This window comes from Pseudenterobacter timonensis (assembly GCF_900021175.1).
Lineage (GTDB): Bacteria > Pseudomonadota > Gammaproteobacteria > Enterobacterales > Enterobacteriaceae > Enterobacter > Enterobacter timonensis.
The window spans coordinates 718,522-743,188 of record NZ_FCOP01000010.1 but is presented as its reverse complement, the minus strand read 5'-3'; the positions used below and the strand labels follow the sequence as shown (position 1 = coordinate 743,188).

Annotated in this window: 23 protein-coding genes and 1 pseudogene; 15 read left to right on the top strand and 9 right to left on the bottom strand. The window is 53.1% G+C overall.

The genetic code is table 11. The features are described 5' to 3' along the window. Positions 1-29 precede the first annotated feature (29 nt). Positions 30-662, top strand: a complete 633-nt coding sequence (locus BN3796_RS05965) for a LuxR C-terminal-related transcriptional regulator (protein ID WP_061707454.1) — start codon at positions 30-32, stop codon at positions 660-662. 78 nt (positions 663-740) lie between these two features. Here BN3796_RS05965 and BN3796_RS05960 read toward each other — a convergent pair whose 3' ends face one another. From BN3796_RS05960 to BN3796_RS05950, 4 genes and pseudogenes are all read right to left on the bottom strand, one after another. Continuing rightward, a complete protein-coding gene (locus BN3796_RS05960; protein WP_238379217.1) occupies positions 741-6,716 on the bottom strand; it encodes an autotransporter-associated beta strand repeat-containing protein in 5,976 nt (1,991 codons plus the stop codon). A gap of 1,356 nt (positions 6,717-8,072) precedes the next feature. Further along, positions 8,073-8,195 (bottom strand): annotated as a pseudogene (locus tag BN3796_RS21155) (ESPR domain-containing protein); the annotation flags it as partial. A gap of 591 nt (positions 8,196-8,786) precedes the next feature. Beyond that, positions 8,787-9,407: a LuxR C-terminal-related transcriptional regulator gene (locus BN3796_RS05955; protein ID WP_061707452.1), complete on the bottom strand. Its 621-nt coding sequence runs from the start codon at positions 9,405-9,407 to the stop codon at positions 8,787-8,789. A 333-nt stretch (positions 9,408-9,740) separates the two neighbouring features. After that, the gene (locus BN3796_RS05950; protein ID WP_061707451.1) at positions 9,741-10,922 is read right to left on the bottom strand and encodes an aminotransferase-like domain-containing protein; all 1,182 of its coding nucleotides are present in this window, start codon (positions 10,920-10,922) and stop codon (positions 9,741-9,743) included. A gap of 611 nt (positions 10,923-11,533) precedes the next feature. Between BN3796_RS05950 and BN3796_RS05945 the strand changes: the two genes are divergently transcribed. The 6 genes from BN3796_RS05945 (at position 11,534) to cydB (ending at position 16,201) form a co-directional block, all read left to right on the top strand. Then, positions 11,534-11,719 (top strand): con-10 family general stress protein, encoded by a 186-nt coding sequence (locus BN3796_RS05945; RefSeq protein WP_061707450.1) that lies wholly within the window; start codon positions 11,534-11,536, stop codon positions 11,717-11,719. A gap of 89 nt (positions 11,720-11,808) precedes the next feature. Further along, the gene (locus BN3796_RS05940) at positions 11,809-12,303 is read left to right on the top strand and encodes a YciE/YciF ferroxidase family protein (protein ID WP_061707449.1); all 495 of its coding nucleotides are present in this window, start codon (positions 11,809-11,811) and stop codon (positions 12,301-12,303) included. Positions 12,304-12,327: 24 nt separating this feature from the next. Next, entirely contained in the window at positions 12,328-12,834 is a 507-nt protein-coding gene (locus tag BN3796_RS05935; RefSeq protein WP_061707448.1) for a ferritin-like domain-containing protein, read from the top strand. 17 nt (positions 12,835-12,851) lie between these two features. After that, positions 12,852-13,724, top strand: coding sequence for a manganese catalase family protein (locus BN3796_RS05930; RefSeq protein ID WP_061707447.1), 873 nt, complete (start codon positions 12,852-12,854; stop codon positions 13,722-13,724). 63 nt (positions 13,725-13,787) lie between these two features. Then, positions 13,788-15,191, top strand: a complete 1,404-nt coding sequence (locus tag BN3796_RS05925; RefSeq protein WP_061707446.1) for a cytochrome ubiquinol oxidase subunit I — start codon at positions 13,788-13,790, stop codon at positions 15,189-15,191. Beyond that, positions 15,191-16,201 (top strand): cytochrome d ubiquinol oxidase subunit II, encoded by a 1,011-nt coding sequence (cydB, locus tag BN3796_RS05920; protein WP_061707445.1) that lies wholly within the window; start codon positions 15,191-15,193, stop codon positions 16,199-16,201. Before BN3796_RS05925 ends, cydB begins: the two co-directional genes overlap by 1 nt. A gap of 45 nt (positions 16,202-16,246) precedes the next feature. Here the strand turns inward: cydB and BN3796_RS05915 are convergent, their stop codons facing one another. From BN3796_RS05915 to BN3796_RS05905, 3 genes are read right to left on the bottom strand one after another with little or no spacing between them, the layout of a single operon-like run. After that, entirely contained in the window at positions 16,247-16,765 is a 519-nt protein-coding gene (locus tag BN3796_RS05915; protein WP_061707444.1) for a 2-oxo-tetronate isomerase, read from the bottom strand. A gap of 11 nt (positions 16,766-16,776) precedes the next feature. After that, positions 16,777-17,223 carry a DUF421 domain-containing protein gene (locus BN3796_RS05910; RefSeq protein ID WP_061707443.1) on the bottom strand — a complete coding sequence of 149 codons (447 nt, stop codon included), beginning with the start codon at positions 17,221-17,223 and terminating at the stop codon, positions 16,777-16,779. 10 nt (positions 17,224-17,233) lie between these two features. After that, complete coding sequence (locus tag BN3796_RS05905) at positions 17,234-17,746, bottom strand: hypothetical protein (RefSeq protein WP_061707442.1); 513 nt, start codon at positions 17,744-17,746, stop codon at positions 17,234-17,236. Positions 17,747-17,886: 140 nt separating this feature from the next. Here BN3796_RS05905 and BN3796_RS05900 point away from each other — a divergent pair, with 140 nt between their 5' ends. Continuing rightward, complete coding sequence (locus BN3796_RS05900; RefSeq protein WP_061707441.1) at positions 17,887-18,279, top strand: YdeI family stress tolerance OB fold protein; 393 nt, start codon at positions 17,887-17,889, stop codon at positions 18,277-18,279. 40 nt (positions 18,280-18,319) lie between these two features. On the opposite strand, the gene BN3796_RS05895 is transcribed toward BN3796_RS05900, so the two are convergent. Next, positions 18,320-18,478, bottom strand: a complete 159-nt coding sequence (locus tag BN3796_RS05895; RefSeq protein WP_061707440.1) for a YqaE/Pmp3 family membrane protein — start codon at positions 18,476-18,478, stop codon at positions 18,320-18,322. Positions 18,479-18,703: 225 nt separating this feature from the next. Between BN3796_RS05895 and BN3796_RS05890 the strand changes: the two genes are divergently transcribed. Continuing rightward, entirely contained in the window at positions 18,704-18,883 is a 180-nt protein-coding gene (locus tag BN3796_RS05890) for a hypothetical protein (RefSeq protein ID WP_061707439.1), read from the top strand. A 439-nt stretch (positions 18,884-19,322) separates the two neighbouring features. Continuing rightward, positions 19,323-19,772: an L-alanine exporter AlaE gene (alaE, locus tag BN3796_RS05885; protein WP_061707438.1), complete on the top strand. Its 450-nt coding sequence runs from the start codon at positions 19,323-19,325 to the stop codon at positions 19,770-19,772. 31 nt (positions 19,773-19,803) lie between these two features. On the opposite strand, the gene BN3796_RS05880 is transcribed toward alaE, so the two are convergent. Continuing rightward, positions 19,804-20,148, bottom strand: coding sequence for a DUF2002 family protein (locus BN3796_RS05880; RefSeq protein WP_061707437.1), 345 nt, complete (start codon positions 20,146-20,148; stop codon positions 19,804-19,806). A gap of 159 nt (positions 20,149-20,307) precedes the next feature. On the opposite strand from BN3796_RS05880, the gene BN3796_RS05875 reads away from it, so the two are divergent. The 5 genes from BN3796_RS05875 (at position 20,308) to nrdF (ending at position 24,622) form a co-directional block, all read left to right on the top strand. After that, positions 20,308-20,634 (top strand): DUF883 domain-containing protein, encoded by a 327-nt coding sequence (locus tag BN3796_RS05875; protein WP_061707436.1) that lies wholly within the window; start codon positions 20,308-20,310, stop codon positions 20,632-20,634. Between the two features lie 255 nt (positions 20,635-20,889). After that, the gene (gene nrdH, locus BN3796_RS05870; RefSeq protein WP_061707435.1) at positions 20,890-21,129 is read left to right on the top strand and encodes a glutaredoxin-like protein NrdH; all 240 of its coding nucleotides are present in this window, start codon (positions 20,890-20,892) and stop codon (positions 21,127-21,129) included. After that, positions 21,126-21,536 (top strand): class Ib ribonucleoside-diphosphate reductase assembly flavoprotein NrdI, encoded by a 411-nt coding sequence (nrdI, locus tag BN3796_RS05865; protein ID WP_061707434.1) that lies wholly within the window; start codon positions 21,126-21,128, stop codon positions 21,534-21,536. The genes nrdH and nrdI overlap by 4 nt, the downstream gene beginning before the upstream one ends. Then, entirely contained in the window at positions 21,509-23,653 is a 2,145-nt protein-coding gene (nrdE, locus tag BN3796_RS05860) for a class 1b ribonucleoside-diphosphate reductase subunit alpha (RefSeq protein ID WP_061707433.1), read from the top strand. The genes nrdI and nrdE overlap by 28 nt, the downstream gene beginning before the upstream one ends. Positions 23,654-23,662: 9 nt before the next feature. Continuing rightward, the gene (nrdF, locus tag BN3796_RS05855) at positions 23,663-24,622 is read left to right on the top strand and encodes a class 1b ribonucleoside-diphosphate reductase subunit beta (RefSeq protein ID WP_061707432.1); all 960 of its coding nucleotides are present in this window, start codon (positions 23,663-23,665) and stop codon (positions 24,620-24,622) included. Positions 24,623-24,667: the final 45 nt, after the last annotated feature.

The window sequence follows — 24,667 nt, the reverse complement described above, 5'->3', positions numbered from 1 at the left end:
TCTGCTGGATAAATCCCAGCAAGGAAGGGATGATTATGATACTTATTGCCTCCTCCTCAGGATTTTTCCTTGAGGGGTTAACCAGTGCACTGGCGCTGACGCAGCAAAAGGATTTTCAACAGCCGCTGGTCGCGCCTCACGACGCCTTTTACGAAGCGCTTATGGCGCATCCGAATGTGAAAATGCTTATCCTCGATTACCGTCATTATGAGCTTAAGCTTCTGAAATTACTGTTTGAAATAAAAAGGTTCAGACCGGAATTAAAAATTGTCATTATCGTTAAGGAGAAAGAGACCCTCAATGCAACGGAGCACGTCCTGCTCAATACGGCGGTGGACTGCCTGCTCGACAAAAACGATTCGCTAAAATCGATGATGCAGATTGTCTCCTTTGTCTATAGCGCAACAAAGGTGCCTTTTGATGTTTCCCATACCCGGCTGCAGAAACTGCTGCATCCGCAATTAAATGAAAAAGAGGCGCTCCTTTTCCCCTATATTGTTGCGGGCGAAAAAAACAAAGAGATCGCGGCAGAGACCGGAATGGATCCTAAACTGGTTAGTTATTACCGCACCCGGATTTACCATAAATACCATGTCCACAATATCGTCGAGCTTTATAGCGCTTTCAGCAAACCGATCGCTACAGACTCTTTCGCTGTCTGACCCGTTTTCAGCCCTGTTTCCCTCAGGCAAATAAAAAAGGAACCTGATTGCTCAGGTTCCTTTTGCGTGTGGCTGTTATCAGAAGCCGAATTTAACGCCAATGCTGGCTTCTACCGGAGTGCGATAGTTGGTCTTATCGCTGCTGTTGCTGAAGTGGCTGCCCACTTCGCCGTACACCTGGAAGTCTTTCTGCACGGTCCAGGTCACGCCGGCTGCCACTTCGGTGGTGGAGAACTGTTTACTTGAGCTGAGCGTGGTGTTGCCGCCGCTGTTGCTAAAGGTCACTTTATCCGTACCACCAAAGCCCTGCCACAGGTTAACGCGTCCATAAGGCTGGAATTTGCCCTTGTCGGTATCGTAATCCCCGACCAGACGCGCCCCGATACGCGCGGTGACCGCATTGCCATCTTTCACCTTCATATCGGTTCTGGAGATGCCGTCCATGCTGGCGCCGTCGACGTGGTTGAACTGGTAGATCACCTGAGCCTGCGGCTCCAGCTGCCAGGCGCTCTCACCCAGACGGAACGGCTGGCCTACTTCCACAGACGCCGCCAGAGAATGGGCATCCGGGTTGTAGGATTGCGAACCGGAGTCTTTCGGTATAATGCGCAGGTTATGGAAGCCATACTGCAACACGTTATCCACATAGAAGCCGTTATCCGCAAACCAGGTGGCGTAACCGCCAACGTAAAACGCGTTGTCTTTCACATCCCCGGTATCGCCGTAACCGTTTTCTCCCCAGCCGCGAACGCTGCTGTTGTTATCCACGAAGCTGGTGTAGAGCCCTGCCTTCCAGTTTGGATCGGCGTAGAGGTCCACCCCGGCCTGCAGCCCCAGCGAGTAGTTGGTGGTGGAGGTTTCCGTCGCATCGTTGAGACCAATTTTATCCATGCGGTTGATCATACGGACCCAAACGCGCTGGTTATCCCCGTTCTCGCTATAGGCTACGTCATCCCCCACACGCTGATGCAGGTTACCCAGCATCGCCAGGTCGGCAAACCGGATCTGGCTGTTAATAGCGGAGAAGAGTGATGCTTCATCGCTGAAGTTATTCACCAGATACCAGTTCTCGCCTGCACCATTTCTGTCCCCGGCGCGCAGACGATATTTCATGGCACCCGACTGGAGATAATCGGCGGTTAAGCGGAAGGCATCCTTCGAGCTTTGCGCCGTGGTATCGGCGCCGTTCACACCGCTCACCACCTCAATGCCGTTGCCACGGGTGTGGTTTTTAACCTTGCTGATATCCACATCCAGTACCGTGGTACCGGTCGCCTTACCACCGTCGATCACCAGACGATCCGCCACACCATCGCCGCTGGTTCCTTGCTGCTTCGCGTTCAGCTGGATGGTGCCGCTATCACCGTGATAGTCGCCTTTCACCGTGAGCGCGGAGCCAATCTTATCGCCGCGCAGCGTCACGAGACCGCTGTTATCCAGCCCGGCAACGGTCTGGTTCATCCCGCCGGTATTGAGCGTGGCCCCTTTCGCGACAGCATGCGCCGAGGCGTAGCTGAAGCTGTTTTCCGCCCCTGCGAGGAGCTTACCGGCCGCCACGGTCGTTTTACCGCTATAGCTGGCAGAGCCGTTCAGCTGCGTGGTGCCGCTGCCAACCTGGCTCAGATCGCCCTTGCCGCTCAGTTTGCCATCGAGGGTCAGCGTATCGGAGCGATTGACCACCAGCTCAGCATCCTTGTCGATAACCACGTCGCCAATCAGGCCGCCCGCCGTACCGCCGATACCCAGCTGCAATACACCTTGCGCAATGTGCGTTCCGCCGGTGTAGGTGGCATTGTCCAGCAGGACCGCCGCGCCTTCCCCTTTCTTGGTCAGGACGCCGTCGCCCACCACTTTTTTATGCACCTTCACGGTATGCTGGCTGGTATCCAGGGTACCGCCCACCCCTTCCACGGTGATGCTGGCCAGGGTATCGATATCCTGCGCGGCCAGATCCGGGTTATATTTCAGCGTACCGTTGTTGAGGATCACATCGGTTACGCCGCTGGCGTCATGCCCCAGGTTGTTATCCCCGGAGATCACCAGCTCCCCGCCATGGACGCGTGTTTTACCGGTGTACTCATTGTCGCCGTTCAGCACCAGGGTGCCGTTGCCCATCTTGACGATGCCGCTGTCGCCCGTTAACACGTTGTCGATGGTAGCGGTGTAGTGCGCGTCGGTGCCGTCGCCCACTACCAGGGCGGTATAGTTAACGGCAGGCGTCGCATCGGTATGTTCAATCTCACCATCCTTAATGTTGATGATACCGTTGTCGCTGCTATAGTCCGGCCAGGTCGCCGTCAGGGCGATGTTGTCCCCGTAGAGATGATAGCCATCGGCGGCAAACTGCATACCGCTGACGCCCACCTGTCCGAGGCTGTTATCGACCTTAACGTCGCCCCCTTCGGTCATAAAGATGGCGAAGGCGTTGTCGCTATAAGCCGCGTTACGCACGCCGTAGTTACCGTCGCTGTCTTTGTCGTCCACCGTCCAGTTATTGTTACCGAGGCTGTTCTGCCAGGTACCGCTGCCGCCGTCGATAAACTTGTTACGGGTGCCTTCGCCGTCCCAGAAGCGCAGCTTCAGGCCATTGGTGTAGACCAGGTTCACCTGATGGTTAACCGCGGTCTGGATATAGTAGTTTTCTAAGTTAGTCAGGTTGCCGCCCAGCTCCATGCCGTTATCGGTCAGGTCACCACTGTAGTTCATTACGCGGTAGACCCCGGCGATGGTTAATGGCTGCTCCTGTTTGATGTTCAGCGTACCGTCCAGCGTCAGGTCACCTTCCACGCGTACCAGATCGTTCTGGAACTTGTCGCCCAGGATGTAGCCTGCATAGAAGTCGACATCGGTCGCGTCGTGCGACAGCCGCTCGTCATCCGCAGAGTAATCTGGCGTCGGCTGACTAAACTGGATATCCAGCCGCGAACCCTCTTTGAAGACCAGCCCACCCAAAGTGAGTGTCCCGATACTGTCGGTAGTTTCGCCGGGGCTGAGGATACCGCCATCCTCGACGGTTACGGTGCCGCCATGCGTTCCCGCGCCGCCCAGAGTGGCGTTATTTGCTACCGTCATGTCGCCGGTAGCCGCCTGCTGATTACCGTTCACCAGCAGCGTGCCCTCGTTCACCTGAGTCGTACCGGTCCAGGTATTGGCGCCGCGCAGATCCAGCACGCCCAGCCCCTCTTTGATGAGGTTGCCTGCGCCTGAGATGATGCCGGAGATGGTGTCAGCCTTCGCCAGATTGCCCAGGGTGAGGGTTTTATTTTCGTCATCACCCAGCAGCACGTTGCCCGCGCCGGAGAGCGACCCGATAAAGGTCTCCTCATCAATGGCGCTGACATCTACGGTGCCGCCTTCCTTATTGACCACCGTTGCCTGACGCGCCTGGGCCTTATCCTTCATAAACATCTTGCCACTGTTGGTAATGTTGGCAGTGCCGCCGCTGGCGTTGTTGGCAAGCGTCAGGCTGCTGCTATTGTCAACGGTAATGGTTGAACTGCCCGCATTGGCGTTGTCATTCAGGCTGGCGGTGGCGTTGCTGGTAAGCGCAACCTTCGCCGTCCCCGCGGAGGCGGTGTCTGTGAAGTTAAGGTGGCTTGCGTTAACGGCAATGTTATGCGACTGCGCGCTGGTGCTGTCGAGCAGGTTCAGCGTCGCGCCTTCATTAACGTTCACCTTGCTGTTAGTGGTACCGCCCAACGCCCCGGTTTGGTAAGCATTCACGGTTACCTGATTTACCGTATCGCCGTTGCCGGTAATAGTGGTGCTGCCTGTATAGGTGTTCGCTTGTTTCAGTTCAAGGGTGCTGTCGCCATAGTCGTCAGCCAGAGCCTTTAACAGCGTACTGTCGCTTTCATTAGGAGAGCTCATGACAGCCAGGCTGCCAATACCGCTGATGATACCTTCCATCGTCAGAGCGTGGTTGTTGAGATCCAGCGTACCGGTACCATCTTCAAGGTTTACTTCATGGTTGAGGGTGAAATCAGCCCCGGCCTGAAGGGTGGTGGCATCGGACATTACCACGCGTTCATTACCAAGCGCAGCCTCATCGCTAATCTGCAAAGTGCCGCCGCGAACGTGGGTTTCGCCGTTGTAATCGTTCACGCCATTGAGGATCAAACGACCACCATCCATTTTCACCAGATCCATCTGATCGCTCTTATCCGCCTGGACAAGGGGTACGTTGAGGGTGGCGGTGATACCGGTGTCGGAATCATCGGCCCCGACGCGGATCCAGAACTCCTGATCGGTGTTCTCGGTAAAGCCCCCTTCCAGGTCTGGAACGAGAACGGTGTAATGGGCCTGAATGGTGTTATTTTCACCTGTTCCGTTTACAATTTCATAGCCATCGGTGAGGAATTGCATACCGCTGACTTCCACTGCCTGTTTTTCCACACCATTCTCAACGTCACTAAAGACTTCAACACGGCCTTTTTCACCGGCAAAGACCGCGAACTCTTTTTGATCCCAGGGCGCATTATTGTCCCCGTTATAGGCAGTCCATTTATTCGCTTCGGTGGTACGAATTGATGAGGTCCAGACGCCGTCTCCACCTTCGATTTTTCCGTTGCCGCTTATCTTATTGTCGCCATGCTGGCCTTCTTCGTGAGCATCTCCATCCCAGAATGTCAGTTTGAGGCCGCTGGCATTAATCAGGTTAACCTGATTTTCAAGAACGGTTTGCAAATAGAAATCGTCTTTATTGCTTCCTTTAGGGAAGGTACCGAAGTTGAGGGTATTTTCTACAGGCTCACCGGCAAGGGTGTACACTTCCCCTTCAGCGTTATAAAGCGTTCCGCCATAGTTAAAGAGGCGGTAGACCCCCGGCCCGAAGGTGCCATCGTCAGGTTTGGAAACATCCAGCGTACCGGCCAGCGTCAGGTCTCCCTTGACGTCTACCAGATCGTTAAAGTCACCGCCCGGCACATGTGACTGCCCAAGCTGGAAGTGAGAGGTGGAACCTTTCTCCAGGGTAAGGTCGCCATCAATGGTGAATTTGCCTTCGGCTTTGCTAACTTTATTCTCAACGTCATAATCGCCCGGGTTGAGGGTAGCGTCCTCTTTGATCACCACATCGCCGCCCACGGTGCCATAACCACCCAAGGTTGCGCCCGAGTTCACGATGGTGGTCATAACTTTTGAGTTATGGTTCGGATCGTTTGGCTGTTCACCATCGGCCAGTGACTGGTCGCCATTAACGATAAGCATACCTTTGTTGACCGTGGTGTTTCCGGTCCAGGTGTTGTCCTTTTCGAGTATGAGGATATTTGCACCATTTTTCGTCAACATACCCGCGCCGGAGATAATGCCGCTGAAGGTGGTGGTATTTTCATTGTCAAAGATTAACGTTGACGTTTCGTTGGCGAGAGCAATATCTCCTGCCACGGAACCTGTCTTTTTCAGCTCCAGATTCCCGCCAGTCAGCGTGGTAATCCCTTTGTAGTCATTTTCACCAACCAGAGTAAGGGTTCCTTCGCCCGCTTTGGTAAAGGCGCCATCGCCTGTCATCGCCTGATTTATGGTGGAGTTATTCCCGCTGGTATGGATGGTGCCACCACCCTCATTCAGGGTGATAGTGCGATCTTTGTGAATTCCGTCGAAGTTATCCCCGAATTTCAGCGTACCGCCATCAAACGTCAGCGGGCCCGAGGTTGCGCCGAGCTTGCTATCAGAAGCAACAGAAAGTGTCCCGGCATTAATCGTCGTACCGCCTTCATAGCTATTATCCCCTTCAAGGGTAAGCTCCCCTGAGCCGTTTTTAACCACACCACCAGCCCCAGAGATATCATTCTCTGATGTTTGTTCACTGCTATGGTTAAAGATTAATGAGGAGGCAGCGTTAACAATGTCGATATCGCCGAATAACTTGCCTGTGTCACCGCCATTACCCAACTGTAAATCGCCTGCGCTAATAGTAGTACCGCCGTAATATTCGCTATCGCCAGTCAGAATCAGGATCTGATCGCCTGTTTTCTCTACGCTGCCTTCACCGATAATTTTGCCGCTATAGGTATTATCTTCATCGGTTTTATCCTTTATATTCTGATTAAACACGAGCTTACCATTATTATAAATACGCGTGGCATCATCAGTGTTTTGCGGCAGGCTTGAGGAGTGGGCCACAACAGTTGCATCTATCCCCTCTTTTTTTACGCTGAAATCATCATTGGCATTAATCAACATAACACCATTGTATTCTGAGTTATCCCCGGTAAGGACCAGCGTGCCTTGATCAACGTTGACTTTTTTAACGCCTGTCATCTCACCGGTAATTTCCCAGGTTCCCGAATCTGCTTTTGTTATATATTGGAAACCATTAATACTACCGCTAAAGGAGTCTTTCCCATCGCCACGCAGGCCGAGGTTGTTGTTGTCTCCTTGCGCAGTAATATTTCCATAGATTTTAGAGCCAGAGAACATTTCTAGTGTATCATCCCCTGCACCAAAATTCAGCGACCCGACAATATCGCTATAGTTACCAACGATAATACCTTCAGCACCGTTTTCTCCCTGACTACCAAAGACATCTTGCTTTAGGTCGATTGTTGTGGTGCTTCCTAATTTTGAAAGTTTACCATTGATTACCTGATAGCCTAATTGGTTGATTTTTGCCGTGTCTGTGATGAATTGCACATTACCAATTTCATCTGCGATCACACGTCCCTTGCTATCTCGTTGCAACAATTCTGGAGGAATAACACCTAGATAACCATAGTTATATGTTTGGTTACGTAAATCAGGAATAGTCCCCTGTGTATTACGGGCATAATAAGGCAACTGTGTACCTGTTCCTGTACCTGTCATATGCCTGGTCTGATCTTCAAACCAGAGCGCGGCGTTGGTTCCGTCACTGAAAATAGAACCATAGTTAATAATCAGATTATTAAAGCCCATTACGTTAATGGCTTCGGCACTGGATGATCCGCTGGATAGTGATTGTCTGGAAGAAATAATCCTGGCATTCTTATCAATAAAAATTAGCGTGTCATTAGCCGTTTCAATTGTATTAGGGCCAGCGCCATGGATATTTTCGTTACTAGTTCTATGTATGGTTTGTACGGTTGCGCCATCGGAGATTAATACATCGGCCCTCGACTTCCATAAATCAGTGTTTGAGTAATCCATTTCTCCAATGCCACGGTAAATAGAATAATCTTTTGTCCCGTAGTTGCCGTTATACAAAGAGATGACAGGTCCACCGTAGCGCGTAATCGACACCCCCTCAGCTATTTTAACTTTGGTGATATCGGCTAAAAAATATTGAGTAGTTCCACTATCGTTACCAGCACGACTTCTGCCTAAAGCATAATCTAAATTATTGTCGTTGGTTGTACAAACAATGTCGAATGTTGGATCTGTTGACGAACTACCACACATCCCCCCCCAGGCCCCCATCGGCAACATCACCAGGCTTGCCAGTACCAGTCCGCGCCGGGTTTTCGATTTGGTTTTTTTGCCCTTCCTGGCAAGCTCTGATGCAACAACCCACGTGCCCCGCGCTGCGTTCCAGACGATGCAATAGATAGTGTTCATAAAGACTCCTTTTCTGTGCGGCTCTTTTCCAGGCGCAGATGTCCGCACCTTTTTTTATGAAAGGGGCAGCGGGACATCGCAAAAGATGCGCTATGTAAAAACGGCTGTCACGATCCGCAGATGTTTACCTAATGAAACCCATGGTATTCAGTAGTTACATATAGTCACATTTAAAAAATGGGTAAAACAGCCACCGCAATTTTATTTGACGCAGCACAAAGAAAGAGCCGTTCTTTACTTTTCTTTATAGGAGCACGCGAATAATAAATGAAAAATCCTAATAAGATTATTCTTTATCATTTTGAAAACACCGAAGTGAATTAAATAAGAGAAATCCAGACTCTCATTAAAAGTCCTATATTTTTAAGCGGGTAAAAGCGAAGCCATATATAACAAGCCGGCTATTTTATATAAAAATGAGAAGATGTGAAGAGGATTGCGCAACGGCTAAAAACTGACCGGATTCGTCACCGGATGATATTAAGGAGAGTTGAAGTATCAGGGCCGGGTTGTGGCAGGCTCTTATAGAGCACAGGGAGTTTCATTCGGCGGGAAATGGCTTCCCGCCTGAAAGCGTAGCAATTAAGTTTGTCAGCCTGATGACGCGCTGGCGGTGAGGTACTTGTAGAGCCCCGTCAGGTTGCCTACCTGCAGTTTGGAGTAAATGTTGCGTCGGTGAATACTCACCATTTTTTGGCTGATCTCAACCTGCCGGGAGATCTCCTTATTCCCTTTACCGGAGATAATATAGGGGATGAGATCAATTTCCCGGTGCGTCAGGCAGGCGTTTTTCTTGATCATCGCCCAGGTCCGGCTGGTGATGGACTTTGATACCACCTGACCAATACTGCCTTTCGTCAGGAAATCGATCATTTTTTCACGCGCCTCATGGCTGTCGATTAAACAATCCGCCACCGAGTCGAGCAAAATATTTTCCGTGATCTCCTGAATACGCTCACTGCTGGTCACCGCCAGCAGCGTCAGGCAACCTTTCTGGCGTTTTAATTGCAAAAGCGTTAAAAGCGAGGCGGGATCGGCCACGGTATAATCGACAATAACCGTAACAGGCATATCCAGTGCCATATCGCGGGGCGTATCTTTCACTTTTTCAAAGGTTAAAAAGAACAGCTCTTCGTCATTTTTAGCGTAGCGTTGCACTAACTCACTAATGCCCAGTCGGAACCAGGCATTGTCTGACACACAAATAATCATCTTCCGTAACCTTATACTGTTCCATGTATAACAGTCAGGAACAGGCTGCATGATTTGGCGATGATGTCACCTTTCGCCGCGAGTACCTTCAATCGTTGAGCTTATTCCAGCAATTCATTATTCAGATATTTTCGTGATGAATGCAATTAGGAATATAGGCATAAATTGTAAGAATATTCTTAAGAGCGAAAAAAGGGACAGGTTAAGAAGAAGTGAAAGTTATTGCCTGATAGTAAATCATTAATGTTTAATTCTTTTTTTGCGAAACAGCACCGTTAAATGACGGCGCTATCTCCTGGCCGGGGCATCCGCGAAGGCGGATACCCCCGCTTTTTACAGCGATACCTTCAGGCGGCGGACCGCCTCTTGCAGTTCATCGTCCGTCGCGGTGACGAAGGAGACGCGTAACGTGGAGCAGTCCGGCTCGCTGCAGTAGAAGAACTCGCCGGGCACATAGACGACGCCGTTGCTGAGGGTCTTTTCCCGCCAGCGGGTGGTGTTAAGACCGTTATTAAAGCGGGCCCACAGGAACATCCCCCCTTTCGGCTTATGAAAAGTCAGCACATCCCCCAGATCCGCTTCAAGCGCCTGGGCGAAAAGCGCGTATTTATGCCGGTAGGCCTCGCGAATCAACGCGATCTGCCCCGGCAGTCTGCCCGTCTTAAGGTACTCACAGGTCATCAGCTGCGACAGCATGCTGGTATGCAGATCGGTAGTCTGCTTCAGATTAACCACCGCTCTCTTCAGCCATTCGGGAACAATCAGCCAGCCAACGCGCGTGCCGGGGGCGAGAATTTTAGAGAAGGTTGAGGTATAGACCACGTTCTGTTCGTTGCCGATCGCTTTCGCATGGGCCAGCAGCGGGCGGAACACCTCGTCGGTATAGCTCAGTTCGCTGTAGGGGTCGTCTTCAATAATGACAAAGTCATAGCGCTTCGAGAGCGCCACCAGCTTTTTGCGACGCTCATCAGAGAGGGTCACGCCGCCGGGGTTGCCGAAGGTCGGTACTATATAGACCGCTTTGATGGTTTTTTCGGCCACCAGCGCTTCCAGCTCATCAACCCGCATGCCGTCGCCGTCGGTACCTACCGATTCAAAGCGCGCCTGCGCCAGACCAAAGACCTGGAGCGCCGCCAGGTAGGTGGGACGCTCCACCACCACCGTGTCGCCCGGGTTAATCAGCGCGCGCGCCAGAATATCCAGCGACTGCTGGGAGCCGGAGGTGATCACCACGTCGTCTGGCTGGCTCTCGATGCCCCGTCCGAGACAGAGCTGCGCAATCGCCTCGCGCAACGCCGGATAACCTTCGCTCAGGCCATACTGGAACGCTTCGCCAGAGTAAGTGGAAAGTACCGCGTCAGCCGCCATCTGTAGCCCCTCCCGATCGAAGAGCGTCGGGTCAGGAATACCGCCCCCGAGCGAAATGACCCCCGCCATTTTGCTCTGTTTTAAGAGTTCACGAATCGCGGAGGACTGCAGCCCCTGCACGCTGGCGGCGAGCTTATGGTGTGACATGTTTAAGATCCTGTCTGTGCTTTTAGTAGAAACAATTTAGTAACACAGGTCTGCCGCCTGGTCATCCCTTTTACACCGTTCTGTGCGTGACCGCGCGATTGGTTATTTTTTATTCAAAGAAAATAGAATACATCCGGAAAAATAAGTATGTGCATTCTCCTGCGGGCAGGAAATAATATTTTTTTACTAATAACGCTTTCATTAATATTGATGCGGCTCACCGGGCCATTCCCTCACCTGTATAAAGCATGCCTCTTTAATTTAGGAATATTCCAGAATATCGATTTTATAAATTCATCTATGCGTATCGGCAATAATGTAAAGATACGTAAAGAGACCCGCCACACCTGATGTCCTTCGTATAAACGAAGCGGCAGTGACGCTAAGTTATCGCACAGCATTGGATCTTTCTATAGAAACTATGGCGTTACCCCACAATATTTCTCCGTTAAGCGAAGCGCTATATTTGATCTAAAACAAAGATTTGCGCAAATAATTAACAAACACCCCATTTGACTCTTCCGGAATAGCGACTAACTTTAATTCCTGAACGGCAACTGATACGAATGATTTCGTATTTACTGACATAAACACAACATGAGGGTTGATATATGGCAGAGCATCGTGGTGGTTCCGGTAATTTCGCTGAAGATCGTGAAAAAGCATCTGAAGCAGGGAAAAAAGGCGGACAGCACAGCGGCGGTAACTTCAAAAACGATCCGCAACGTGCATCCGAAGCAGGGAAGAAAGGGGGTCAGAACAGCCACGGCGGTGGCCGCAAGTCTGATAACTCCTGATTCAACACTCTCTTTTTCACAGATTGTGATTTAAAGATGACTCTGCGGGCCTGAGGGCTCGCAGTATTTCTGTCTCGTGAGGAAAATCTATGAATATGAAGAGCATCCAGGATGTTTTTATTCACTTGCTATCAGATACCTACAGCGCGGAAAAACAGCTTACCCGGGCGCTCTCTAAATTAGCGCGCGAAGCCTCCAGTGAAAAACTGAGCGCCGCTTTTAAAGCTCACCTGGAAGAAACCCAGGGGCAAATCGAACGTATTGATCAAATCGTTGAATCCGACCCGGCTATCAAAATCAAACGTATGAAATGTGTGGCGATGGAAGGATTAATTGAAGAAGCCAACGAAGTGATCGAAAGCACCGAAAAAAATGAAGTCCGTGACGCGGCATTAATCGCTGCGGCACAGAAAGTTGAACATTATGAAATCGCCAGCTATGGCACGCTCGCCACGCTCGCGGAACAGCTGGGCTATAAAAAAGCCGTCAAGCTGTTAGCCGAAACGCTGGAAGAAGAGAAATCAACCGATCTGAAACTCACCGATTTAGCGGTGGGAAATATCAATCAGAAAGCCCAGGCCTGACAGACGCAACCAGAGGACGCCATTATGAATCACGTAGAACATTACCATGACTGGCTACGCGATGCCCACGCGATGGAAAAGCAAGCCGAGTCTATGCTGGAATCCATGGCCAGCCGCATCGATAACTATCCTGACGTGCGCGCACGTATCGAACAGCACGTTTCCGAAACAAAACACCAGATTGCGTTGCTGGAAGAGATCCTCGATCGCAATGATATTTCCCGTTCGGTTTTAAAAGACTCGATGAGCAAAATGGCGGCACTGGGGCAGTCCATTGGCGGCATGTTCCCCTCCGATGAGATCGTAAAAGGCTCTATCAGCGGCTACGTTTTCGAACAGTTCGAGATCGCCTGTTACACCTCCCTGCTCGCCGCAGCGAAAAAAGCGGGCGATACCGCCTCCATTCCGGCGATTGAATCTATCCTGGCCGAAGAGCAACAGATGGCCGACTGGCTGATTCGCCATATCCCTGATACGACGGAACAATTCTTGCTGCGGTCTGATGCCGACGGCGTTGAAGCAAAAAAATAAAATAAGGAGAGCAGATCATGTTCCGACATGTGAAACAACTGCAATATACCGTTCGCGTTGCCGAGCCTAATCCTGGCCTCGCTAACCTTTTACTGGAGCAATTTGGCGGCCCGCAGGGCGAACTGGCGGCAGCCTGCCGCTACTTTACTCAGGGCTTAGGCGATGAAGATCCTGGCCGTAAGGATATGCTGCTGGATATTGCTACCGAAGAGCTGAGCCACCTGGAAATTATCGGCACGCTGGTTGGCATGCTGAACAAGGGAGCTAAAGGCGAGCTGGCGGAAGGGACCGAAAATGAGGCTGAACTCTATCGTTCCCTGACCGCTAACGGCAACGACAGCCACGTTACCTCCCTGCTCTACGGCGGCGGCCCTGCGTTGACCAACTCCGGCGGCGTGCCGTGGACCGCGGCCTACGTGGATACCATTGGCGAAGTGACGGCGGATCTGCGCTCAAATATCGCGGCAGAAGCGCGAGCGAAAATCATTTATGAACGCCTGATTAACGTCACCGACGATCCGGGCGTAAAAGATGCGCTGGCGTTTCTGATGACCCGTGAAGTGGCGCACCAGCTCTCGTTTGAAAAAGCGCTCTACTCCATTCGCAACAACTTCCCGCCGGGCAAACTGCCGCCGATCGAGGAGTACACAGACAAGTACTATAATATGTCTGAGGGTGGTGAAGTGCGCGGTAGCTGGAACAGCGACAAACACTTCGACTATGTGAAAGATCCACAGCCTGCTGTGGATGGCGGCGACGGTGGCGCGGAGGTGACCCTCACCCCGGAACAGGCCACGCTGCTGAAAGCCATGGCGAAACGCACCGAGTCCGACCAGGAGGTCGATCCGCTTACGGGTGCTGAGCTGGGCGCAGGCAAGAAAAAGCCATAAAGGGTCTGCCCGGTAACCTCACGTTGCCGGGCAATATGCGTCAATGTCCTGAGGGAACGGAGCATGTTCGAGCTTGATGCGTTTCACTTAGCCAGGATACAGTTCGCCTTTACCGTCTCCTTCCATATTATCTTCCCCGCGCTGACCATCGGTCTTGCCAGCTATCTGGTCGTACTGGAAGGGATGTGGCTGAAAACGAAAAAAGATGTCTGGCGTTCGCTGTACCACTTCTGGTTAAAAATCTTCGCTGTAAATTTTGGGATGGGAGTCGTTTCCGGGCTGGTGATGGCCTATCAGTTTGGCACCAACTGGAGCGGATTTTCTCAATTCGCCGGTAGCATTACCGGTCCTCTACTCACCTACGAAGTCCTCACCGCATTTTTCCTTGAAGCTGGCTTTCTCGGCGTTATGCTCTTCGGCTGGAACAAAGTCGGCCCCGGGCTGCACTTCTTCGCCACCTGCATGGTTGCGCTGGGTACGCTGATGTCCACCTTCTGGATCCTCGCCTCTAACAGCTGGATGCAGACGCCGCAGGGCTTTAGCGTCGCCAACGGTCAGGTTATTCCCGAGGACTGGTTCGCCATTATCTTTAACCCCTCTTTCCCCTACCGCCTGTTCCATATGTCCATTGCGGCTTTCCTGAGCAGCGCGCTTTTTGTCGGCGCGTCGGGAGCATGGCATCTGCTACGCGGCAACGACACGCCCGCGGTGCGCAAAATGTTCTCCATGTCCTTATGGATGGCGCTGCTGGTAGCTCCCATTCAGGCGATGGTTGGTGATATGCACGGCCTTAACACGCTGGAGCATCAGCCCGCTAAAATCGCCGCGATCGAAGGCCACTGGGAAAATCGTCCGGGAGAAGCGACGCCGCTGCTGCTGTTTGGCCTGCCGGATATGGAAGAGGAGCGCACCAAATACGGGCTGGAGATCCCCGCCCTAGGAAGCCTGATCCTGACCCACAGCCTGGATAAACAGGTTCCGGCGCTGAAAGATTTTCCGAAGGAAGATCGACCTGACTCACCGATTATCTTCTGGTCGTTCCGTGTAATGGTTGGCCTTGGCGTGCTGATGATCGGCCTCGGGCTTATCAGCCTGTGGCTGCGCTACCGGGGACGGCTTTACCAGTCGCGGCCTTTCCAGTGGTTCGCGCTGGCGATGGGCCCCGCCGGACTGGTCGCCATCCTCGCCGGATGGGTCACCACCGAAGTCGGGCGTCAGCCCTGGGTAGTCTATGGATTGCTGCGAACCCGGGACGCGGTCTCCCTGCACAGTACGCTACAGATGAGCATCAGCCTGCTGGCGTTTATCGTCGTCTACTGCTCGGTCTTTGGCGTGGGATATGTCTATCTGGTTCGGCTTATCAAGAAAGGGCCGCAGCCGACAGCCTCGCTCAGCTCGCATACCGCAGGCACCCCTGCCCGACCGCTGTCCGCCGCTGAATCCGTACCGGAACAGGAGAAACACTGATGGGCGTCGATATTTCGGTTATCTGGTTTGCGATTATCGTCTTTGCCACCCTGATGTATATCATCATGGATGGCTTCGATCTGGGCATCGGTATCCTGTTTAACTTTGTGCGCGATCCCAAAGAGCGTGACGTGATGGTCAACAGCGTCGCCCCGGTCTGGGACGGCAACGAAACCTGGCTGGTACTGGGGGGCGCCGGGCTGTTTGGCGCCTTCCCGCTCGCCTACGCGGTGGTGGTGGATGCCCTGACCATCCCGCTCACCGCCATGCTCATTGGCCTTATCTTTCGCGGCGTGGCCTTCGAGTTCCGCTTCAAGGCGACCCCGTCGCACCGGCAGTTCTGGGACTACTCGTTCGCAGGCGGCTCCCTGCTGGCCACCTTCAGCCAGGGAATTGTGGTAGGGGCGATGATAAACGGCTTCCCGGTGGAAGGGCGGCGTTTTGCCGGATCGGCGCTCGACTGGCTTACCCCTTTTAACCTCTTCTGCGGCCTGGGGCTGATTGTGGCCTATGCGCTGCTCGGCACCACCTGGCTTATTATGAAGAGTGAAGGTTCGCTGCAGCAGCAGATGCGCCAGCTCACCCGCCGCGTCCTGCTGGCGCTGATGGTGGTCATCGCCGTGGTAAGCATCTGGACGCCGCTGGGATGGGGCTATGTCTCTGAACGCTGGTTCACCTTGCCTAGCTTCTTCTACTTCCTGCCGGTGCCGGTACTGGTGCTGATTTTTGGTCTGTGGATCTGGCGCCTGACCAGCAACCCCGACAGCCACACGCGCCCGTTTATTCTGACGCTGGGGCTGGTCTTTCTGGGCTTCAGCGGGCTTGGCATCAGCCTGTGGCCGCATATTATTCCGCCTGATATCACCATCTGGGATGCGGCGGCGCCCCCCGCCAGCCAGCTCTTTATGCTGGTCGGGACGCTGCTGATTATTCCGGTGATTCTGGTCTATACCGCGTGGAGTTACTACGTGTTCCGCGGGAAAGTCTCGGGAACGGAAGGATATCACTAAGTTTGTTTTTGCCCCCTCACAGGAGGGGGCACCCTGCACTCTTCTTTACCCTTTCTTCCATTCAGAGAGCTTTGTAATCAGCTCCGCCAGCGAATAACGCACCGCTTTCTCAATCACATCCTCGCACTCACCGGAGAAGAGCGCTTTGCTGGTTTCCACCTTGCCGCGATAGTTCCAGGCAAACCAGACGGTGCCTGCCGGCGTGCCATCCTCGCCCCCGTCAGGGCCGGCATAGCCGCTGATGGCGATGCTGACATCCGCCCCGGCGCGCTCCAGCGCCCCTGCTGACATCTCTTTCACCGTCTGCTCGCTGACGGCGGTATATTTCTCCAGCGTGCTGGCCTGCACGCCCAGCAGCTTCTGTTTAGCCTCGTCGCTAAAGGTAACCAGCCCGATATCATAGAACGCGGCGGTGCCTTTCTCCGCGCACAGCGCCGACGCCAGGTTGCCGCCAGTACAGGATTCAGCGGTGGTCAGATACAATCCCAGATCGGTTAATACTTCAGATACCTGGCGGGTCAGTTCATTTGTGGTTTTGGCTTCGTTATAGGTTGTATCGCTCATTATTAGCTCCTTTAATTTTCTTCTGGAATGACAGAGATATGTCCGTTGCGCTCCAGAATGGCATATTTAATTTTGCTTAATTCCGTGATCCCCTGGTTTTGCCGCGCTGCGACCAGAATATCGTCGCAGGAGACATCCACTTTTTTGAGCTTATCTATTAACGGCACGCCGTTTTCCACCAGAATGACGGGGGTGCCATCCAGAATGGATTCCGCGCCTGAAATATATTTCTTAATCAGGCCAAAAAGGACATCCACCACCACCAGAGTGATAATGGTTAACGTCGCGCCGGTGACTGAAAAGTCATTGCCCAGCAGCGCCTGCTGCGTCGCCTCACTGATAATCAGCAGCAAGATCAGATCAAAGCTTGTCATCTGTAACAAAGCACGGCGTCCGGCAATCTTAAAGACCACCAGCAAAACCAGATAAATGGCTAACGCCCGGAATACCATTTCCATCTTTTACCTCCTAGGGGTAGATAAACTGCCAAAAATGCAGTTCCGGCTCGTTATTCACCTGGACTGCCGTGACCAGTTTCCCCGGTCTTGTGGGGGTCGCGTACATCCAGACAGAAAAATCTCCTTTTGTTTTCACATTCTCATAAACCAGATAGAGCCTCTCTCCCTGGCTATACATTTTATCAGGCTGCGGCGAAATATTTCCCGGCTGAAAATCCTCGGTAAATGCGCCGCCAAGACTTAAGGTATAATTATCGGTATCGGGAGAGTGAATTTTGAAGTGATATTTAAATTCCATCTGTAAACGCCCGAAGCGTTCATAATCCACATTTAAAGTGCGTACAGAATTTGTTTTTTGTGCAGAGCTAAAATAGCCATCAGAAAAAAATCCCAGTACTGCAGAAATAACGATAATCAGTAAAAGCACCAGCCCCACTTGACGACATCCGCTCTCAAAATTGAGCGCACGTCGGCTCTCTTTTACGCCAGGTAGCGTCTCAACACTGTCATCCAGCTTGTCCATGTTTCACTCCAGCCGTTTCGCTTATTTTTCCTAATCGCTTGTTTTATAAAGGCAAGGACATTTAAGACTCATCTCGTTTGCCAGTTTAAGGAATAGCAACCAGACTTAATATGTCAAGTTGATAACATTAGGGAGGCAGTATGAAATTATCCGTTGCGCCATTAATTTGTTGTCTGTTAATTCCGGCGGCGTATGCCGATGATAATGGCGGGCTGAAAAAAGATGCTGCACCACCGCCGCCGCACGCGCTGGATGATGGCTATCGCGGTGCGGAAGATGCGCGCATAATGACCATTAAACAGGCGAAAGAGATGCACGACGGCGCGACCATCTCGCTGCGCGGTAATTTAATTGACGATCAGGGAAATGATAAATATGTTTTCCGCGACAAGACCGGGAAAATTGATACCATTATTCCCAAGGCGGTATTTGATGGCCGCACGGTAGAGCCCGATCAGATGATTAGTATTAACGGCAGCCTGGATAAAAAGATGACCCCGCCGGTGGTACGCGTCGATCATATCCGTAAATAACGTAAAAGGGACAGACCATGCTGTCCCTCTTTTTATTCTCTTATGAACGGCTCTGCACCCAGAACGCGTGAATCAGGCCCGGAATATAGCCCAGCAGCGTTAACAGGATATTGAGTATAAACGCCCAGCCAATGCCCTTGCCGAGCAACACGCCCAGCGGCGGCAGAAGAATAGTAATAACGATACGCCAGAAACCCATAGGTACTCCATACAAGCTAACAGGTAATTGTAAAGAAAGAGATTTTATCTTTAAGCGTAGCGAGTTTATCGCGTCACGCCATCCCCGACGTCTCCTTTTACGCTCTTTTACGCTCTTTACGCGCCCTGAGGTTAACGCTTACGGAGTAGTCATGCCGATTCATCTGTACCCCGCGCCGTCGCCAGGCTAAATTTAACAACACGACAACAATAAGGAGGAGAAAGTATGTTTTCTGTCGGCGATATCGTGCAACCGCGTATGGGCGGTCCGAAAATGAAAGTGGTGGAAGTTCACGACGATCAGATCGTAGCAGTCCAGACGGGCAATGAGCAGGGGGAGAAATTTACCCTGAAAGCGGCGGACGTGGCGCTCTATAAGGAAGAGGGCGACTTTGGCGTCTGCTGACGGTAGGGGCGGTGTTTCACCGCCCTCTCCTGAAGTGCATAACAAGTCATTATGAGACAATAAACATTCACGCATTTTGACAGAATATTTCTCTATTTACTCTTTTTATTGCGAATAAAACACCTGCAGAATATTTTTTGATCCCCGTCACAAGCATGGCATGCTGAAAAAACGCTCAGCCCCCTCCCGCCTTTAACGCATAAATCACACAACTCATTAATTTTTAACTATTTTTACCGAAGAAGAACAGAATATAATGAACTGCTGGACCAAAATGATTTTTTAGAGAATTTCATCGACAAAAGCGCATTAAATAAAAATTTAACACTAATTGTCTCTTTGAATCCAGAGATATACTCTATGCATGCTCAATAAACCAACCTGATTCGCTTGCCGAATCGGTTCCCCTGACTAATATAGCTTTTCAAGGAGTTCGGACATGTTCTCTCCGCAGTCTCGCCTGCGTCACATGATGGCAGACACGTTTGCGATGGTTGTCTACTGTTCTGTTGTGAACATGCTGATCGAGATATTTCTCTCCGGAATGACCTTTGAACAGTCCCTTTCTTCTCGTCTGGTGGCGATCCCGGTAAACGTAATTATCGCATGGCCGTACGGTTTTTATCGCGATGCGATCATGCGTCTGGCGCGGCGCGTCAGCCCGTCAGGCTGGATGAAGAACCTGGCGGACGTGCTGGCCTATGTCACCTTCCAGTCGCCGGTTTACGTGGTGATTCTGCTTACCGTGGGCGCAGACTGGCATCAGATTGCCGCGGCGGTCAGTTCTAATATTGTGGTTTCGATGCTGATGGGCGCCGTGTACGGCTATTTTCTCGATTTCTGCCGCCGCCTCTTCAGGGTCAGCCACTACCACCAGGCGAAGGCATAAGCGATGCGACTGGCGGGCGCCAGTCGCGGCGTTACTGCGGGTCGCCAAACAGCCCCTGTAAAAAGCGCTCCAGCGCCATGCGGGAGCTAAAGCCGTGCGGAATACCATAATGTTCATGCGCCTCCCCGCCTAACCAGAGGGGAAACTGCTGATAGTGATCGCAGGTTTTGATGTCTGAGGCGGGCTCAGCGAAGGTCAGACTTCTCTCTTTCAGGGTCGGATGAATGATAAGGGCGGTGCGCCCCATCCGGGCTTCGCGATTAACGTACACATAGTTGTCGCCACGGCGATAACCGTACGTTTTTTGGGTCACGGTATCCATGGTGAAACCCGCTTTTTCAAGAACGCGCGCCACTTCATCGGGTCTTAAATACATATTTTATCCTCGTCATCTTTTCCTGCGGGGCAACCTTACAATAATCACTCTTCGTAATACCTTCAGAATATTCCATAAACGGCCCAATATGTCGTGATACGCCTCAGAGAGTCCCAACCTGAGCTAAACTGATCGGGAACAAAAATTATGGAGGATCGTATGTTTAACCGACCGAACCGAAATGACGTGCAGGATGATGCCCATGATATCCGTAACGATGTCAACCAGTTAGCCGACACGCTGGAATCCGTACTTAAATCCTGGGGCTCAGATGCGAAAGATGAAGCAGAAAATGCCCGTAAACAGGCCAAATCTCTGCTTCGCGAAACCCGCGCCCGCATGCAGGGTCGTTCCCGTACTTCGCAGGCCGCCTGCGATGCGGTTAGCTGCGCTAATACCTTTATTCGTGAAAAACCGCTGTGCGCCGTCGGCACCGTTGCCGCCGTGGGGATTTTTATCGGCGCCCTGCTGAGCATGCGTAAATAATTACGCGCGCCTGAGCCAACAGCTGACGCCCCCGTTCGCCCCGTGCGGACGGGGGCGTTTTCTTTTCTGCCCTTCCCTGCCTGCCCGCCACGCCATTCCTGCTGCGCTCATCTATCACCTTCCACTTATCGAAATTTCCCATATCTTGTGTGGTTGAAACCAAATGAAACTACATCTAGTATTTCAACTAACAACACCGAGATGACCGACGCGATTGACCGCGCCATTTCTTATCGTTAAATGGGAATACGAATCATGAGCATTATTATTTACACTCGTAATGACTGTGTCCAGTGCCACGCGACCCGACGCGCGCTGGAGAGCCGCGGCGTCGCGTTTGAGATGGTCAATGTGGATACGGTGCCGGAGGCGGCAGACACGCTGCGCGCCCAGGGATTCCGCCAGCTGCCGGTGGTGATTGCCGGGGAGATGCGCTGGTCCGGCTTTCGCCCGGATATGATCAACCGCCTCCAGGCCCAGGCAACCCGCGCATGAGCCTGCTCGTCTACTTCTCCAGCAGCTCGGAAAACACGCGGCGCTTTATCGAGCGCGTCGGGCTGCCCGCGGTGCGTATCCCGCTTAACGACCGGGAACGCCTGCAGGTAGATGAACCTTATATTCTGGTGGTGCCCAGCTACGGCGGCGGTGGTACGGCGGGCGCGGTGCCGCGCCAGGCGATCCGCTTTCTCAATAATCCCCATAACCGGGCGCTGATCCGCGGCGTCATCGCCGCCGGCAACCGTAACTTTGGCGAGGCCTTCTGCCGCGCCGGGGAAGTAATCTCTCAAAAATGCGGCGTGCCGTATCTCTATCGCTTCGAGCTGATGGGAACGCAGGCGGACGTCGAAAACGTGCGTAAAGGAGTAACCGAATTTTGGCAACGACAACCGCAGAACGTGTAGCCCAGGCGACGCCCGACTTCCATGCCCTGAACGCGATGCTGAATCTTTATGACCGCGAGGGGCGTATTCAGTTTGAGAAAGATCGCGAGGCGGTGGCAACGTTTTTCACCACCCACGTTCACCCCAACAGCGTGCGTTTCGCCAGCCAGCAGGAGCGGCTCGACTGGCTGGTGCAGGAAGGCTATTACGAAGAGGCGGTGCTTACACGCTACTCACGCCACTTTGTCAGTGACCTTTTCGGCTCTGCCCACGCCCGGGGCTTTCACTTTCAGACCTTCCTCGGCGCCTGGAAGTTTTACACCAGCTATGCGCTAAAGACCTTCGACGGTAAGCGCTACCTTGAAAGCTTTGAGGATCGGGCGGTGATGGTGGCGCTGACCCTGGCGCAGGGGGATGAAAATCTGGCCCGCCAGCTAACAGAAGAGATGCTTTCCGGCCGTTTTCAGCCCGCCACCCCCACCTTCCTCAACGCCGGAAAAGCCCAGCGCGGGGAGCTGGTCTCCTGCTTCCTGCTGCGCATCGAGGATAATATGGAGTCGATTGGCCGGGCGATTAACTCGGCGCTGCAGCTCTCCCGGCGCGGCGGCGGCGTGGCGCTGCTCCTCTCCTGCCTGCGCGAAGCGGGCGCGCCCATCAAACGGATTGAAAATCAGTCCTCCGGCGTGATCCCGGTGATGAAGCTGCTGGAGGATGCCTTCTCCTACGCCAACCAGCTCGGCGCGCGTCAGGGAGCCGGGGCGGTTTATCTCCATGCGCACCACCCCGATATCCTGCGCTTTCTCGATACCAAACGGGAAAATGCCGACGAAAAAATTCGCATCAAAACGCTCTCCCTCGGCGTGGTGATCCCGGACATTACCTTTCAGCTTGCCAAAGAGAACCGGGAGATGGCGCTTTTCTCCCCCTACGACGTGGAGAGGATCTACGGTAAACCCTTTGCCGATATGGCGGTGAGCGAGCGGTACGAGGAGTGGGTCGCGGACGATCGCATCCGCAAAACCTATATTAACGCCCGCGACTTCTTCCAGACGCTGGCCGAAATCCAGTTTGAGTCCGGCTACCCCTATATCATGTTCGAGGACACGGTGAACCGCGCGAACCCGATAGCCGGGTGGATCAACATGAGCAATCTCTGCTCAGAGATTTTGCAGGTAAACAGCGCCTCCACCTTTGATGAGAATCTCGACTACGCCACCACCGGCAGGGATATCTCCTGCAATCTCGGCTCGCTCAATATTGCCCATACCATGGACTCCCCCGACTTTGGCCGCACCGTCGAAACCGCCGTACGCGGGCTGACGGCGGTCTCTGATATGAGCCATATCCGTAGCGTACCTTCCGTGGCGGCGGGCAACGCCGCCTCACACGCTATCGGCCTCGGGCAGATGAACCTGCACGGCTATCTGGCGCGGGAGGGGATCGCCTACGGCAGCCCCGAAGGGCTCGATTTTACAAACATCTACTTTTACACCGTCACCTGGCACGCCCTGCACACCTCCATGATGCTGGCGCGGGAGCGTAACCAGCGCTTTGCCGGTTTTGAACACTCCCGCTACGCCAGCGGAGACTATTTTACCCGCTATCTGGAGGGCGACTGGCAGCCGAAAACGGAGAAGGTGCGGGCGCTCTTCGCCCAGGCCGGGATCGTTATACCGACGCGGGAGATGTGGCGCCAGCTGCGCGAGGAGGTGATGCGCTACGGCATCTATAACCAGAATCTGCAGGCGGTGCCGCCCACCGGCTCTATCTCCTACATTAACCACGCCACCTCCAGCATTCACCCTGTGGCGTCGAAGATTGAGATCCGCAAGGAGGGCAAACTGGGCCGCGTCTACTATCCGGCGCCGTTTATGACTAACGTGAATCTGGCGCTTTACCAGGATGCCTACGAGATTGGCCCGCAGAAGATCATCGATACCTACGCCGAGGCGACAAAACATGTGGATCAGGGGCTGTCGCTGACCCTCTTCTTCCCGGATACCGCCACCACGCGGGATATCAACAAGGCGCAGATTTACGCCTGGAAGAGAGGCATCAAAACGCTCTACTACATTCGCCTGCGCCAGCTTGCGCTGGAAGGCACCGAAATCGAAGGCTGCGTGTCCTGCGCGCTATAAGGAGAGAGAATGAAACTGACACGGGTTAGCGCCGTAAACTGGAACGCCATTCAGGACGAGAAAGATCTTGAGGTGTGGAACCGGCTGACCAGCAATTTCTGGCTGCCCGAGAAGGTGCCGCTGTCGAACGATATTCCGGCCTGGCAGACGCTGAGCCCTGACGAGCAGCGGCTGACGATCCGCGTCTTTACCGGCCTGACGCTGCTGGACACGGTGCAGAACGGCGTGGGCGCGCCGGCGCTGATGGCCGACGCTGTAACCCCGCACGAAGAGGCGGTCATGTCCAATATCAGCTTTATGGAGGCGGTGCACGCCCGCTCCTACAGTTCGATTTTCTCCACCCTCTGTCAGAGCAAAGAGGTGGATGCCGCCTACGCCTGGAGCGAAGAGAGCGAGTCGCTGCAGCGCAAGGCCGGGATTATCCTGCGCCATTACCGGGCCGACGATCCGCTGAAGAAAAAGATCGCCAGCGTGTTCCTGGAGTCGTTTCTCTTCTATTCCGGCTTCTGGCTGCCGATGTACTGGTCGAGTCGCGGTAAGCTCACCAATACCGCCGACCTGATTCGCCTGATCATCCGCGACGAAGCGGTGCATGGCTATTATATTGGCTATAAGTTCCAGAAAGGATTGCAGAAACTCGGGGAGACGCAGCGCCAGGCGCTGAAAGATTTTGCCCTCGATTTGCTGATGGATCTCTATGATAACGAGCTGGCCTACACCGATGAACTCTACGGTGCCACCGGCTGGAGCGAAGATGTGAAGGCGTTCCTCTGCTACAACGCCAACAAGGCGCTGATGAATCTGGGCTACGAGGCGCTCTTCCCCCCTGAAATGGCGGAGGTTAACCCGGCTATCCTCGCGGCGCTGTCGCCGGGCGCCGATGAAAACCACGACTTTTTCTCCGGCTCTGGCTCCTCGTATGTGATGGGTAAAGCGGTGGTTACCGAGGATGAGGACTGGGATTTTTGAATATCCTCCTCTCTTTTTCCCCTCACCCTAACCCTCTCCCCAAAG